Raw genomic sequence first — 14428 nt, 5'->3', positions numbered from 1 at the left:
TTACTTGCGCGGCGCCGGGAATCCGCTTAACAAGCGCGCTGTCAGTATAGGGGCGGCTAACGCTCGAATGGCAATCTGAGCAGGGTCGGGGAAAGTTCCGGCCCTTTGTGTTTGTTTGCTCCAGATGCCTTTGTGCCACGTCCCATGCGACCAAACCCCAAGACCGGCGGAGACAACCGCACGGCCAGAAAACTTTGTAAAGGAAACCTGAGACCTCATGGCTCAAAACGTATCTATGGAGGACTTCGAAGCCCTTCTTAACGAAAGCTTCGAAATGGACACCCCAAACGAGGGGTCCGTTGTTAAAGGCAAGGTTATCGCGATCGAAGCGGGCCAGGCCCTGATCGACGTAGGCTACAAGATGGAAGGCCGCGTTGACCTGAAAGAATTCGCAAATCCTGGCGAAGCTCCTGAAATTGCTGTCGGCGACGAAGTAGAAGTCTTCCTGCGTTCCGCTGAGAACGCCCGTGGCGAAGCTGTAATCTCTCGTGAGATGGCACGCCGCGAAGAAGCCTGGGACCGTCTGGAAAAAGCATATGCCGACGACGAGCGCGTCGAAGGTGCAATCTTTGGTCGTGTCAAAGGTGGCTTCACCGTCGATCTGGGTGGCGCAGTTGCCTTCCTGCCAGGTTCGCAAGTTGACGTCCGCCCCGTGCGTGACGCTGGCCCTCTGATGGGTCTGAAGCAGCCCTTCCAGATCCTGAAAATGGACCGTCGTCGTGGCAACATCGTTGTATCGCGTCGTGCGATCCTCGAAGAATCCCGTGCCGAACAGCGCGCCGAAGTTATCGGCAAACTGTCCGAGGGTGATTCTGTTGACGGTGTGGTCAAAAACATCACCGAATACGGTGCATTCGTTGACCTGGGCGGCGTAGACGGCCTGCTGCACGTCACCGACATGGCATGGCGTCGTGTGAACCACCCCTCCGAGATCCTGGCGATCGGCGAAACCGTCAAGGTTCAGGTCATCAAGATCAACAAAGAGACCCACCGTATCTCCCTCGGCATGAAACAGCTGCAGGAAGATCCATGGGATCTGGTTGGCGCCAAGTATCCGCTCTCCTCGGTCCACAAAGGCCGCGTGACAAACATCACCGATTACGGTGCATTTGTTGAGCTGGAGCCCGGTGTCGAAGGTCTGGTCCACGTCTCTGAGATGTCCTGGACCAAGAAGAACGTGCACCCCGGCAAGATCGTCTCCACTTCGCAAGAAGTTGACGTCATGGTTCTGGAAATCGACGGCTCCAAGCGCCGCGTTTCCCTGGGTCTCAAGCAGACACAGCGCAACCCATGGGAAGTCTTCTCGGAGAGCAACCCCGAGGGCACCGAAGTCGAAGGCGAAGTCAAGAACATCACCGAATTCGGTCTGTTCATTGGTCTCGAAGGCGACATCGACGGCATGGTTCACCTGTCCGACCTGTCCTGGGACGAGCGCGGCGAAGATGCGATCCAGAACTACCGCAAAGGCGACATGGTTTCGGCCGTTGTCTCCGAAGTGGACGTTGAAAAAGAGCGTATCTCCCTGTCGATCAAAGCCCTGGGCGGCGACAAGTTCGCAGAAGCCGTTGGCGGCGTGAAGCGTGGCTCCATTGTCACCGTGAACGTCACTGCCATCGAAGAAGGCGGCATCGAAGTCGAATACGAAGGCATGAAGAGCTTCATCCGTCGTTCCGACCTCAGCCGTGATCGCGCAGAGCAGCGCCCCGAGCGCTTCAATGTTGGCGACAAGGTCGACGTGCGCGTCACCAATGTCGACAGCAAGACCCGTCGTCTGGGTCTGTCGATCAAAGCTCGCGAGATTGCAGAAGAAAAAGAAGCTGTTGAGCAGTATGGTTCCTCGGATTCCGGCGCAAGCTTGGGCGATATCCTGGGCGCAGCTCTGAACAACGACTGATTTCGACCTGCACTTTAGGTTCTAAACGATTTGAACGGCCCTGCCTTTTGGCGGGGCCGTTTCTTTTTCGGCGGATTTCCACCACTCCACGGCGCACCTCCCAGAGGGGCTCCGCCCCGGCACCGGTGGACGCGGCCTGCGGTTCACAGCAGCGCTGAAAAGGGCGCTGTTCTGCTGGGGAACGGCTTGCGAATCAACTACTTCTCTTGCCGCCTGCGATGCGCAGTTAAGGTCTTTGTTGGCTCAGCTTTGCTCTTTGCTGCGGTTAAAACTGTGAATTTGTGGTCGTTTGACGAATTTTGCAGGGTAAATATCGGCCAACTCTCTGCTGTTTTGGTTCCTAGATGGGGCTTTTGGACCTATAGTTGTCGTTAGCCGGCAAAGGCTTGCGTAGTTTTGGGAGGGCAGTGAGTATGATCCGTTCTGAATTGATTCAGAAGATTGCAGACGAAAACCCGCACCTGTATCAGCGGGATGTCGAAAGGATCGTGAATACGGTGTTTGAGGAAGTGACTGATGCGATGTCCCGGGGCGACCGGGTTGAATTGCGTGGCTTTGGGGCTTTCTCAGTGAAACAAAGGGACTCGCGCGTTGGTCGCAACCCACGCACTGGTGAAACTGTCCAAGTTGAAGAAAAACATGTTCCGTTCTTCAAGACCGGTAAGCTCTTGAGGGATCGCCTGAACGGAAAGGCCTAAATGCGTTATATTCGCTACGCTATCCTGGGAGCCCTGGGAATTCTGTTGGTTTCGGTTTGTATCGCAAACCGCACTATCGTTTCGCTGAAACTGCTGCCGGATGCAGTTGCTGAATTTGTCGGGATGAACCCTTCGATCTCTTTACCATTGTTCACGGTGGTTCTGGGGGGGCTAGGGGCCGGTCTGGTCATTGGCTTTATCTGGGAATGGATCCGCGAACATAAACATCGCCGGGCGGTCAGCAACCAGAATCGCGAAGTAAAGAAACTGTCGCGCGAAGTGAAAAAGCTGAAGCAACAAAAACATGAGGGTAAGGACGAGGTTCTGGCCCTTTTGGACGAGGCTAGCTGAGCAAAGCGAATGAGTGCTATTCGGGTCAAGATCTGTGGGCTCAACAGCCCACAGGACGTCGCTGCGGCTGCCGCTGCAGGTGCCGCCTATGTTGGTTTTGTCTTTTTTCCAAAATCTCCACGTAATATCTCCATTGAACAGGCCACCCAGCTGGCGCTGGAGGCCCCTGTTGGCCTGTGCAAGGTGGCGCTGACGGTGAACGCCGATGATGCCATGCTGGACGCCCTGACCGATGCGGTGCCACTGGATATGTTGCAGCTGCACGGCAGCGAGAGCCCGGAGCGGGTTGCCGAGGTCAAAGCGCGCTATGGGTTGCCAGTGATGAAGGCAATTGGGGTGGCAGATGCTGCAGATCTGCCGCAGATTGATCTCTATTCTCAGGTGGCGGATCAGTTGCTGATTGATGCCAAACCGCCCAAGAACGCTGATCTGCCGGGCGGCAATGGGCTGGCCTTTGACTGGCGTCTGCTGGCGGGTCGCAAATACTGGCAGCGCCCCTGGATGCTGGCAGGCGGGCTCACCCCCGAAAATGTCGCAGAGGCGGTGCGCATGACTGGTGCGCGGCAGGTTGATGTCTCTTCTGGTGTCGAGGCAGCGCCGGGGCAAAAAGATGCCGCTCTGATCGCTGAGTTTAGTACGGCCGCCCAGTCTGTGGCTGTCTGAGTGGCAGTTGGCCCACGCGCTGCTGACTGGTCTCTTGGTGCCGCGTCTGGGGCCAACATGTTTGTGCATCAGCAGTGCTGGGGCCGTTGGGTAAAACTGAAGCCCGACAGATAGAATCCTTCCTTGCCTCCCTTTACCCGCCGCCGCCCGCAGGCTAGTCATATCGGGCGCAGCGACCAGTGCTTCGACAAGGGGAAGAACCATGGCAAACGATCTCTTCAACAGCTTTATGAACGGACCTGACGAAAAAGGTCGCTTTGGCATCTTTGGTGGACGATTTGTCTCGGAAACCCTGATGCCGCTGATCCTCAGCCTGGAAGAGGAATATAACCGGGCGAAAGATGATCCCAGCTTTTGGGCAGAGATGGAAAGCCTCTGGAAGCACTATGTTGGCCGTCCCAGCCCGCTGTACCACGCTGAGCGCCTGAGCACCCATCTGGGTGGTGCCAAGATCTACATGAAGCGCGACGAGCTGAACCACACCGGCGCGCATAAGGTCAACAATGTGTTGGGCCAAATCCTGCTGGCGCGGCGCATGGGCAAGTCCCGCATCATTGCGGAAACCGGCGCGGGCCAGCACGGGGTTGCTACGGCAACTGTCTGCGCCAAGTTTGGTTTGAAATGTGTGGTTTACATGGGCGCCCATGATGTGAAACGTCAGGCCCCCAATGTCTTCCGCATGCGTCTCCTGGGCGCCGAAGTCATTCCGGTGACTTCGGGGCGCGGCACCCTCAAGGATGCCATGAACGACGCCCTGCGCGACTGGGTAACCAACGTCAACGATACCTTTTATTGCATCGGGACCGCAGCAGGTCCGCATCCCTATCCGGCGCTGGTCCGTGACTTCCAGTCGATCATTGGCAAAGAGGTGCGGTGGCAGCTGGCCGAGCAAGAGGGCGAAGGCCGCCTGCCAGATACGCTGATTGCGGCGATCGGTGGTGGCTCCAATGCCATCGGGTTGTTCCATCCTTTCCTGGATGACAAATCGGTCCAGATCATTGGCGTCGAAGCCGGCGGTAAGGGCGTCGATGACCGGATGCAGCACTGTGCCTCGCTGACAGGGGGCCGCCCTGGTGTATTGCACGGCAACCGCACCTATCTGTTGCAGGACGATGATGGTCAGATCCGTGAGGGCTTTTCGATCTCTGCTGGTCTGGATTACCCTGGCATCGGGCCAGAGCATTCCTGGCTGCACGATACGGGCCGCGCCGAATATGTCTCGATCACCGACAAGGAAGCCCTGGAGGCCTTCCAGCTGTCCTGCGCAATGGAGGGTATCATCCCGGCGTTGGAGCCCAGTCATGCGCTGGCCCACGTGATGAAGATCGCACCAGAGCTGCCATCGGACCATATCATCGTGATGAATATGTGCGGGCGCGGCGACAAAGATGTCTTTACCGTCGCGCGCCATTTGGGCTTTGACATGTCCGACACGGAAGAGGGGCGGGATCTGGAAGACTAACCGGTCACAGTCCAAGCCTTGTAATCAAAGGAAAAGAGCCGCCCCGGAAACCACCAGGGGCGGCGTTCAGCTGCTTCAGGGTTTCTGCAGAACCGTCTTGAAACCTCGGACCTGCGGCTGCCCTATACAGGCACTACCGCCGCCGCTAGGGGCGCGGGTCTGATGTCTTGACGGCGTGGTTTTGCAACAGCGGCAAAGGCACAATGTCCAGGGCCCGCGCATGGGTCGCCTCAAGACAGACAAGCGGCGCGCAACCTTCGTCGGCGGCTTGCAAAAACCGCCCGGCGCAGAGGCACCATTGATCCCCGGGCTTCAATCCAGCAAAGCCAAATTCGGGTCGCGCTGTGGAGAGATCATTGCCGACATATTTTGAATAAGCGAGGAATTCGGCTGTCATGACGGCACAGACCGTGTGGCTGCCCTGGTCTTGGCTGCAGGTGTTGCAATACCCGTCGCGAAAAAAGCCGGTGAGCGGCGCCAGTGAGCAGGGCGCCAGCGCGCCGCCCAGAACATTTATGCTTTGATCCTGTTTCATGGGTTTAGCCTACAACATTCTAGCCAGGTTTCGGAACATTTTGATATTGATCCTGCTGACGCGTCTATTCGCGGCAAAACGGGGCGTCCCCGCCCAGAGGCGACTGCAAAGACGGGTGCAAAAGGGGGGCGTTATTTGAATTTATCTACCAGCTTTTCCAGAGCAGATCTATCATCCGGCTCTGCGGGTGCTTTGGGGGGTGCAGGGCGGGCAGCAGGTTCTGAAGCGTGTTGTGACTCAGGTTTTTGGGCATCCTGTTGGGGGGCTGGTTTCTTGCCGGCGGGCGGTTTTGATCCGCCAGAGCTGCGTGGTGGGGCGACCCGCAGGGACACTGCGTTCATGAACTTGCCCCCATCCCCGGCGGCCAGCGCCGCAGCCCCATCCGAGGTGCCGCGCAGCAGATCATCCAGCCAGGCCTCATCCGCCTTGGGGAAGTCGCGCAACACATAGCCTGCCACCGCATCTTTGTGGCCAGGGTGTCCCACCCCCAGCCGGACCCGGGCATAGTCCGCTCCGATATGAGAATGCAACGAGCGCAGCCCGTTGTGGCCGGCATGGCCACCACCCTGTTTGACCCGGCATTTACCCGGCGCCAGATCCAGTTCATCGTGCAATACGGTCACATCTGCGCTGGTTAGCTTGTAAAACCGCATCACCTCGCCAACGGACTGACCAGAGAGGTTCATGAAGGTCTGGGGCTTGAGCAGCAAGACCTTGATGCCCCCCAGTGTGCCCTCACAGATCTGGCCCTGAAATTTTGATTTCCAGGGCGAAAACCCATGGTCAGAAGCAATTTCATCCAGCGCCATAAAGCCGATATTGTGCCGGTTGCGGGCATATTTGGCACCGGGATTTCCGAGCCCAACAAAGAGTTTCATAGCCTGTCTCATCCCAGGTTTCGGGTGCTTGCGATCCCTGACTGTACGCGTGCCAGTCAGATTGGCAACCGGTCATGGGGTTTGAGGCTATATGGCGCGGTTTGACGCAAGAATCCAGAGCAGCGGTCCGAAGGAGGTCGAAATCCCAACGAGGGGGCTGGTTTGATCTGTATGTACACTGGATGCGGTGTCTTGGGCCCTGCGCTGCTCAGAGCCCGTGGGCGCCGCGCTGTGGTAGGGAATAGTCCGCATCTTTGCCCAGCAAATGACGGGGAATAGGATCGGATATGATCTCGCCGCGAAATCTGGGGGCATCAAAGTTGAACCCACGCAAGATCCGGAACAACAGCCTCCTGCGCAGCTTGGCCTCTTCCTGTTCCAACCGATCTAACATCTCACATCACCCCTTACTCTAGATAGATGGGAGCCTGGCTGGAAAAGGCAAACGAGAGGTTTTCACAAAGCAGGATTCTCTTTAGAGCTTGTCCCTTTTTTTGGACAGTTTTTGCGGATTTATGGCTTGTTTTACTTTCGACGGATGCTTGGCGTCTGGCCGCTGCGAGGGCGACAATACGCCAAGCTGCTGAAAAAACCGCAGCCGAAACACACCCCTTTGAAACAGACGCAGCGGAAACGGACACAGCTGAAACGGACACAGGGGCAGGCGCAAAGGCCGACGCAAAAAAAACGGGGCCCCGCAGGACCCCGTTTCATCACATCCCAAAGGGAAGGTGATTTTACTCTTCAGCTGCAGCGGCTTCTTCGCCGGCTTCTTCGTCTTCGTCAGCGGCAGAGATGCCACCAGGTGCTGCGATGTTTGCAATAACGAAGTCACGGTCGATTGTTGGACGCGCGCCTTTTGGCAGCTCGATCGAGGAGATGGTGATCACGTCGCCGATTTGGCTGTTCGCCAGATCAACGGTGAGCTTCTCAGGGATGTCACCTGCGGTGACAACCAGCTCGACTTCGGGGCGAACAACAGCAAGCATGCCGCCCTTTTTGACGCCGGGGCAGGTGTCTTCGTTGATGAATTCAACCGGGATGAACAGGTTGATTTCCGAAGTCCGGCGCAGGCGCATCAGGTCGAGGTGCGTGGGCAGGTCTTTGACAACGTCACGCTGAACGTCGCGGCAGATCACGCGCACGTCTTCCTGGCCTTCAACTTTCAGGTTCCACAGGGTGGACTTGAACTTGCCGGCTTTCAGCTTTTTCAACAGAACGTTGAACGGGATCTGGATCGAAAGAGGATCCGCGTCACCACCGTAAACAACACCAGGAACCATGCCAGCACGACGTGCTGCGCGAGCGGCGCCCTTGCCCGTCCCCGCACGTTCCTCGGCGACGAGATCAGGAATCTCTTTTGCCATTTGTATTCTCCAATATATCTAGGTGGAGTGCCTCCAAGGCTGTCACTCCACGTGAAGGCCTGCGCTTACAGGGGATTTGGGATTCTCGCAAGGGGGCATTCTCTTGAACTGCCTGTTGCGGGCGCTGCCCCCGGACTGCGGCCTTCCGCCGGGATATTTTTGTCCAAATGAAAGGGACTGAAAAAGGTGATCTGTCGCGAGGCGTCGCACAGATATGGGATGCGGTAAAGCCGCCGGTGCTAAGGGAAGTATTAAAGGCCATAGGTTAGTCTGGAAACCCTGTTCATTCTCCGGAGCCTGCTGAGGTGCTGCATCTCCTTTCTCTCTTTTTGCCAACGGTGATTCCTTCCTGGCGGTTTTTCAAGACCGTGGCGCCTTCGCCGCGGATTGAATACCGCCTGATAGAGGCTGGCCGGGTCGGGGACTGGCAGGAGGACCGTCCGCGGCCTGGGCATCTTGGGCTTGGTCAAATCCTGCGGCGCATGCTGTGGAACCCGGAATGGAATGAGCAGCTTTATCTGGTCAGCTGCTCTGAGCGTCTGATTGATGAGCCCAGTCAGCATAGCGTCGACGAAATCAACCTTCGGGTTGCGCGGCTATTACCGGCCGGACAGCAAGAGCTGCAGTTTCGCCTTGTGTTTGTGTCGCGTGAGCAGGGGCAGATCGTCAAGCTGGTGGAATATGAAAGCAGTCCTGTTTCTCTGATCACCCTGCAGGAGGCGGTGGGATGAGTAGCCTGATTTTCTTGCAGCAGGGGCTGTCAGCGGGGCAGGCGATGGGCTGGATGCAGCTTTTGCTGGCCTTCGCCATTGCTCAGCAAAGCCTGGAGCACCTGGCACTGGGTGCGTTGGGGCTGCGGGACCGGATGATCTTTGTGTCGCGCCTGGTGCTTTGTGTTGTCATGGGGCTGGGCATTGGCGGCGCCTGGCCTGTTTGGGGGCTTTGGGGGATCAGCCTGGCCATGCTCTGGCGCTTTCAGGGTCCCTATAATGGCGGCAGCGACAAGATGACCATGCTGATACTCAGCTGTCTGAGCCTGGCCCATCTGGCGCCAACAGCGTTCTGGCAGGAGATGGCACTGTCTTATCTGGCGGTGCAATTGGTGCTGTCTTATTTTGTCTCAGGCCTGGTCAAGGTGGTGAACCCGGAATGGCGCTGCGGGGAGGCTCTGCGCGATGTCTTTCGCTTTTCCGCCTATCCGGTGAGCGAGGGACTGCGGGGGCTGGCGGATCATCCGCGTTTTCTGTTTGTGATGGGCTGGGCGGTGATCCTGTTCGAGCTGGTCTTTCCGCTGGCTCTGTTGGATCCGGTGGCGCTGAAGCTGGCGCTACTGTGTGCTGCCGGGTTTCACTTTTCCAACGCCTGCTTTTTTGGACTGAACCGGTTTTTCTGGATCTGGCTCTGTGCCTATCCGGCCCTGATCTGGTTTCAGGACCGGATTTTCTAATGGGTTCAGTCCTGCCAGTCGCCTTCAAAGTCCTTGGGGATCAGCAGATTGTGCCGCCCGAGGTTGGCAATGTCGCGCTCGCCACAGAGCGCCATGGTGGTGTCCAACTCCTTGTGGATCACCTCCAGCGCCGTGGTGACGCCTTTTTGTCCCATGGCGCCCAGCCCGTAGACAAAGGCGCGGCCAATCATGGTGCCAGAGGCACCCATGGCCAGCGATTTCAGCACGTCCTGGCCTGAGCGAATGCCGCTGTCCAGGATGACCTCGACCTCACCGCCAACCGCATCCATGATCTGCGGCAACATTCGGATCGAGCTCAGCGCGCCGTCCAGCTGGCGGCCGCCGTGGTTGGAGACAACAATTGCATCTGCCCCGACTTTGACTGCCATCTTGGCGTCTTCGGCATCCAGAATACCCTTGAGGATCACCTTGCCGCCCCACATTTCCTTCAGCTTGGCAATCTTGTTCCAGTCCAGCGACAGGTCGAACTGTTCCGCAGTCCAGGCCCCCAGCGAAGAGGCATCGGAGATTCCGTCGACATGGCCGACAATATTGCCAAACTCACGTCGTTTAGCGCCAAGCATTTCAATGCCCCAGGCCCATTTGGTCATCAGATTGGCGATGGTTTTTGGCGTCAGCTTTGGCGGGGCGGACAGACCGTTTTTCAGGTCCTTGTGCCGCTGACCGAGGATCTGCAAATCCAGGGTGATCACCAGGGCCGAGCATTTGGCATCCTTGGCCCGCTGGATCAGCCGCCGCACGTAGTCTGCGTCGTTCATTGTATAGAGCTGGAACCAGAAGGGTTTGGTTGTTGCTTCGGCGACATCCTCGATCGAATTGATGGACATGGTCGACAGTGTAAAGGGGACGCCAAAGTCTTCGGCGGCTTTGGCGGCTTTGATTTCACCATCGGCATGTTGCATGCCGGTCAGCCCAACCGGCGCCAGGGCCACGGGCATGGCGACATCTTCACCGACCATCTGCGCGGCAGTGCTGCGCCCTGACATATCCACCGCAACCCGTTGGCGCAGGCGGATCTGTTCAAAGTCAGATGTGTTTTCGCGAAAGGTCTGTTCGGTCCAGCTGCCGCTTTCCGCATAGTCAAAAAACATCCGCGGCACCCGCCGCTCGTAAATGCGTTTCAGATCCTGAATATTGGTGATTACCGGCACGGATAAACCCTCGCTTTGGTGTGGTAAGGTTTCCTTACCAATTTTGAGCACTCACTGCAACACTCAGAGTGCCCTTCCCAAAACGCAAAAGGCCGCACCCAAAGGCGCGACCCAGTCTTGTTCCGGAACTGTGAAAATGGTTAGCCCCGATGAGCGCCATCCGCGAGGGATTTTACAAAACCCAGCACCTGAGACACCGGCTTGCCGCTTGCCATCTGGCTGACGATGGCGCTGCCAACCACGGCCCCGTCAGAGATCGAGGCAATGTTCTGTGCTTTTTCTGGCGTGTTGATGCCAAACCCGACGATGACCGGCAGATCAGTCGAAGCTTTGATACGGGCCACTTCGGGGCCGACATCGCCCGCCTGGGCTTCGGCTGAACCGGTAATGCCGGTGACGGAGACATAGTAGACAAACCCAGAGGTGTTCTGCAGCACGGTGGGCAGGCGTTTGTCATCGGTTGTTGGGGTTGCCAGCCGGATGAAGTTCAAACCCGCTTTTTGTGCCGGAATGCACAGTTCATCGTCTTCTTCAGGGGGCAGGTCCACCACGATCAACCCGTCAATGCCGGCGGCTTTGGCATCCAGCAGGAACTTGTCGACACCGCGACTGTAGATCGGGTTGTAATACCCCATCAAAACGATGGGCGTGGTGTTGTCATCCTTGCGGAACTCAGCGGCCAGCTGCAGCGTTTTTTCCAGGGTCATGCCGCCATCAAGCGCGCGCTGGCCTGCCAGCTGAATAGTGGGGCCGTCGGCCATGGGATCGGTGAAGGGCAGGCCAAGTTCGATAATGTCGACACCCGCCGCTGGCAGGCCCTTTACCAGCTCTAGCGAGCGCTCATAGTCTGGGTCACCAGCCATGACATAGGAAACAAAGGCCTTTTTGCCGGCAGCTTTGAGTTCGGCGAATTTGGCATCAATACGGGTCATGGTCAGGCCTCTTGCAACTTACCGCTCCGGTGTGCCGAAAGTTGCAAGGGAAATCAATCCCGAGGCTGAGCCCATTTGCGTTTTGATCCGCTAGTTCAGCGGAATATGCCAGCGCAGGGTCAAACTATTCACACCAGGATTGATGTCGGCTGTCGAGGCATTGGATTTATGGCTCAGCGCCAGAGATAGGGCCTTGCCGTTCTTGAACTGTTTGCCCACCGCAAGCTGGCTGCGGATTTCAAAGGTGGAGCCGAGATCGTTCAAGGCAGTGCCTTCAATAAAGGCACCAGGCAAAACGCTGGCCTCGATAAACCAATCCTGTTTCAGGTCCCATTTGCCACTTAGGCCGCCCCCTACAAAGGCATCCCCTGTGTCAACCACTTCAACCGCGCCCGCCAGTCGTGCGGAAAACACATTGCCTTCATAAAAGGGGCGATGGTTGTACTCCAGTGACAGGATCGCACCATCTTCTGCGCCATTCAGTGAATAGTCGGAGTAGCCTGCGCCAAGAACGATCTCCTGACCAAAGGCGGAGCTCGCGAGCCCTGCGGTGAGAACCGCAGAGAGAAGAATGCTGTTTTTCATGTCTTTCCTCAAAACGTCATGGAACTTGGGAGGAGGTAGGATAAAAAACGGCGATTTAAACCTGCGCACACGTTTATGATATCAATAAGTGAAGATTTCACATTTAACAGTGTGCTGCTGCGGGTCAAGAGATCTGCGCGTGAAGTCCGGCTAGGCTCGGCGGGCGATGCTACCTTGCGCCGGGACGCAATGCTGCCTAGAAGCCATTGCCAAATGGCATCAGGAGGCCGAGATGGGCTTTAAAATGGGAATAGTGGGCCTGCCGAACGTCGGCAAGTCGACCTTGTTCAACGCATTGACCAAAACTGCATCGGCGCAGGCCGCGAATTTTCCGTTCTGCACCATCGAGCCCAATGTGGGTGAAGTTGGCGTGCCGGATAGCCGCCTGGACAAACTGGCGGCGATTGCCGGCTCAAAGCAGATCATCCCAACCCGGATGACCTTTGTCGATATTGCCGGTCTGGTAAAAGGCGCTTCCAAAGGCGAGGGCCTGGGCAACCAGTTCTTGGCAAATATCCGCGAAACCGATGCAATTGCACATGTTTTGCGCTGCTTTGAGGACGGCGACGTGACCCATGTCGACGGGCGCGTTGATCCGGTTGCGGATGCTGAAACCATCGAGACCGAGCTAATGCTGGCGGATCTTGAGAGCATCGAAAAGCGCCGTGCCAATTTGGTACGCAAGCTAAAAGGCAATGACAAAGAGGCCCAGCAACAAGAGCGTCTTCTGGCCGAAGCCCAGAAAATGCTGGAAGAGGGAAAGCCTGCCCGCCTGGTAGAAGTGGACGAAGAAGACGCCAAAGCCTGGAAGATGCTGCAGCTCTTGTCCACCAAGCCGGTTCTTTATGTCTGCAACGTCGGTGAGTCGGAATCAGCCGAAGGGAACGCGCATTCTGCCAAAGTTGCGGAAATGGCGGCGGCTCAGGGCAATTCACATGTGATAATTTCGGCGCAGATCGAAGAAGAGATCAGCCAGCTTGATGCAGACGAAGCTCAGATGTTTCTTGAGGAAATGGGTCTTGAAGAAGCCGGACTCGACCGGCTTATTCGTGCGGGCTACGAGCTGCTGCACCTGGAAACCTATTTCACTGTCGGCCCAAAAGAGGCGCGGGCCTGGACCATTCGTCAGGGCACCTCTGGGCCGCAGGCTGCTGGTGTCATCCACGGCGACTTTGAAAAGGGCTTTATCCGGGCCGAAACCATTGCCTATGAGGACTTTATTGCCTGCAATGGTGAACAGGGCGCCAAAGAGGCCGGCAAGATGCGCGCCGAGGGTAAATCCTACATCGTACAAGACGGCGATGTGATGCACTTCTTGTTCAATACCTAAACGCTTTTTGTAGTGTGATCCTGGCCTATCAACGGCCATTTTGCCGATATGCTCCCCCATGCAGTGTAACTGTATGGGGGTTTTCTTTTGATTGGTCAGGTGCCGCCTTGGCATCCCTGGCCCTGAATTGGGGGCGGGGCTTGAAGCGCTGCGGGCGCAAATGCTAGGCCGGCCGGGGGCGCCAAGTGGAGACAGCCATGATTAAACTGATAATTGACACGGATCCCGGCATTGATGATGCCATGGCGATCTTTTACGCGGCGGCGGCGCCGGAAATCTCGCTTCTGGGGCTCACCACGGTTTTTGGCAATGTCACCACCCAGATTGCCACGCGAAATGCCCTGCGCCTGCTCGAAGCCGCAGATTTGCAGGTGCCGGTGGCCCATGGGGCCGAGGCACCTTTGTCTTTGCCGCCGTTCTCGCCGTCAGCACAGGTTCACGGCGACGAAGGTTTTGGCGATATCCCAGCCCAGCAGCCCATAGGCGCGCCGGTAGCAGAGGAGGCCGCGGACTTTCTGATCCGCATGGCCCGCGAACACCGGGGCGAGCTGGTGCTTTGCCCTATCGGTCCTTTGACCAATATCGCCCTGGCCATTCAGCGCGACCCTGAGTTTGTCAAAAACCTCAAACGGATTGTCATTATGGGCGGTTCGCTGGAGGAAGGCGGCAATATCACCGCTCATGCCGAAGCGAATATCTACCACGACCCCCATGCGGCGGATGTGGTCTTCGCTTCGGGCGCGGATCTGGTGATGGTTGGGCTGGATGTGACCCATCAAATTCTGTGTACCGCGGCCGATTTCCGCTCGATTGCGGCCCGGTCGCCCGCATTGGGGGGGATGTTGCAGAAGATGTCAGAGTTCTATCTGAATTTTTATGAAACCGTGGGGAAGTTTGACGGCTGCTCCCTGCATGATCCGGCTGCGGTGATTGCCTGCAGCCACCCGACCTTGTTTGAGGTCAAGAAACTGCCGGGGTCGTGTCGCGAAGGTGGTGGAAATTTGAAGGTGGCGTAATCTCCGGGTGAACTGAACCCACCCAACCGGCGGCAGCAACCGCCAGGGAGATCACGCCATGAAGAACAATACCGACACTGCCGCGCTTTCGCTACTGG

16 protein-coding genes are annotated in these 14428 nt (G+C 57.2%); 9 read left to right on the top strand and 7 right to left on the bottom strand.

Going from position 1 to position 14428, the window contains the following annotated elements; translation table 11 throughout:
- The first annotated feature begins 217 nt into the window (after positions 1 to 217).
- The 5 genes from rpsA (at position 218) to trpB (ending at position 5068) form a co-directional block, all read left to right on the top strand.
- Positions 218 to 1894, top strand: coding sequence for a 30S ribosomal protein S1 (gene rpsA / locus QZ268_RS09100; protein ID WP_295451299.1), 1677 nt, complete (start codon positions 218 to 220; stop codon positions 1892 to 1894).
- Between the two features lie 413 nt (positions 1895 to 2307).
- Complete coding sequence (gene ihfB, locus QZ268_RS09095) at positions 2308 to 2592, top strand: integration host factor subunit beta (RefSeq protein ID WP_009811081.1); 285 nt, start codon at positions 2308 to 2310, stop codon at positions 2590 to 2592.
- A complete protein-coding gene (locus tag QZ268_RS09090; RefSeq protein ID WP_295451295.1) occupies positions 2593 to 2943 on the top strand; it encodes a LapA family protein in 351 nt (116 codons plus the stop codon).
- A gap of 9 nt (positions 2944 to 2952) precedes the next feature.
- Complete coding sequence (locus QZ268_RS09085; protein ID WP_295451292.1) at positions 2953 to 3606, top strand: phosphoribosylanthranilate isomerase; 654 nt, start codon at positions 2953 to 2955, stop codon at positions 3604 to 3606.
- Positions 3607 to 3808: 202 nt separating this feature from the next.
- Positions 3809 to 5068 carry a tryptophan synthase subunit beta gene (trpB, locus tag QZ268_RS09080; RefSeq protein ID WP_295451289.1) on the top strand — a complete coding sequence of 420 codons (1260 nt, stop codon included), beginning with the start codon at positions 3809 to 3811 and terminating at the stop codon, positions 5066 to 5068.
- Between the two features lie 145 nt (positions 5069 to 5213).
- On the opposite strand, the gene QZ268_RS09075 is transcribed toward trpB, so the two are convergent.
- The 4 genes from QZ268_RS09075 to QZ268_RS09060 all read right to left on the bottom strand — a co-directional run bounded on the left by QZ268_RS09075 (position 5214) and on the right by QZ268_RS09060 (position 7848).
- Positions 5214 to 5603 carry a DUF2237 domain-containing protein gene (locus QZ268_RS09075; RefSeq protein WP_295451287.1) on the bottom strand — a complete coding sequence of 130 codons (390 nt, stop codon included), beginning with the start codon at positions 5601 to 5603 and terminating at the stop codon, positions 5214 to 5216.
- Between the two features lie 131 nt (positions 5604 to 5734).
- Positions 5735 to 6481 carry an aminoacyl-tRNA hydrolase gene (pth, locus tag QZ268_RS09070; RefSeq protein ID WP_295451284.1) on the bottom strand — a complete coding sequence of 249 codons (747 nt, stop codon included), beginning with the start codon at positions 6479 to 6481 and terminating at the stop codon, positions 5735 to 5737.
- A 208-nt stretch (positions 6482 to 6689) separates the two neighbouring features.
- On the bottom strand, positions 6690 to 6875 hold the full coding sequence (locus QZ268_RS09065) for a peptidyl-tRNA hydrolase (protein ID WP_295451282.1): 186 nt from the start codon (positions 6873 to 6875) through the stop codon (positions 6690 to 6692).
- A gap of 343 nt (positions 6876 to 7218) precedes the next feature.
- On the bottom strand, positions 7219 to 7848 hold the full coding sequence (locus QZ268_RS09060) for a 50S ribosomal protein L25/general stress protein Ctc (RefSeq protein ID WP_295451279.1): 630 nt from the start codon (positions 7846 to 7848) through the stop codon (positions 7219 to 7221).
- Positions 7849 to 8153: 305 nt separating this feature from the next.
- On the opposite strand from QZ268_RS09060, the gene QZ268_RS09055 reads away from it, so the two are divergent.
- Positions 8154 to 8579, top strand: a complete 426-nt coding sequence (locus QZ268_RS09055) for a hypothetical protein (protein ID WP_295451275.1) — start codon at positions 8154 to 8156, stop codon at positions 8577 to 8579.
- The gene (locus tag QZ268_RS09050; protein ID WP_295451272.1) at positions 8576 to 9295 is read left to right on the top strand and encodes an HTTM domain-containing protein; all 720 of its coding nucleotides are present in this window, start codon (positions 8576 to 8578) and stop codon (positions 9293 to 9295) included. The genes QZ268_RS09055 and QZ268_RS09050 overlap by 4 nt, the downstream gene beginning before the upstream one ends.
- 5 nt (positions 9296 to 9300) lie before the next feature.
- Here QZ268_RS09050 and QZ268_RS09045 read toward each other — a convergent pair whose 3' ends face one another.
- The 3 genes from QZ268_RS09045 to QZ268_RS09035 form a co-directional block, all read right to left on the bottom strand.
- Positions 9301 to 10467 (bottom strand): alpha-hydroxy acid oxidase, encoded by a 1167-nt coding sequence (locus QZ268_RS09045; protein WP_295451269.1) that lies wholly within the window; start codon positions 10465 to 10467, stop codon positions 9301 to 9303.
- A gap of 140 nt (positions 10468 to 10607) precedes the next feature.
- The gene (trpA, locus tag QZ268_RS09040) at positions 10608 to 11399 is read right to left on the bottom strand and encodes a tryptophan synthase subunit alpha (protein WP_295451266.1); all 792 of its coding nucleotides are present in this window, start codon (positions 11397 to 11399) and stop codon (positions 10608 to 10610) included.
- Positions 11400 to 11489: 90 nt separating this feature from the next.
- Positions 11490 to 11984 (bottom strand): acyloxyacyl hydrolase, encoded by a 495-nt coding sequence (locus QZ268_RS09035; RefSeq protein WP_295451263.1) that lies wholly within the window; start codon positions 11982 to 11984, stop codon positions 11490 to 11492.
- Positions 11985 to 12216: 232 nt separating this feature from the next.
- Here QZ268_RS09035 and ychF point away from each other — a divergent pair, with 232 nt between their 5' ends.
- A complete protein-coding gene (ychF, locus tag QZ268_RS09030; RefSeq protein WP_295451260.1) occupies positions 12217 to 13314 on the top strand; it encodes a redox-regulated ATPase YchF in 1098 nt (365 codons plus the stop codon).
- Positions 13315 to 13511: 197 nt separating this feature from the next.
- Positions 13512 to 14330 carry a nucleoside hydrolase gene (locus QZ268_RS09025; protein ID WP_295451258.1) on the top strand — a complete coding sequence of 273 codons (819 nt, stop codon included), beginning with the start codon at positions 13512 to 13514 and terminating at the stop codon, positions 14328 to 14330.
- Positions 14331 to 14428 lie beyond the last annotated feature (98 nt).

Source organism: uncultured Pseudophaeobacter sp. (genome assembly GCA_905479575.1).
Classification (GTDB): domain Bacteria; phylum Pseudomonadota; class Alphaproteobacteria; order Rhodobacterales; family Rhodobacteraceae; genus Pseudophaeobacter.
The sequence above is the reverse complement of the archived record's forward strand: the minus strand, read 5'-3'. Positions and strand labels throughout refer to the sequence as shown.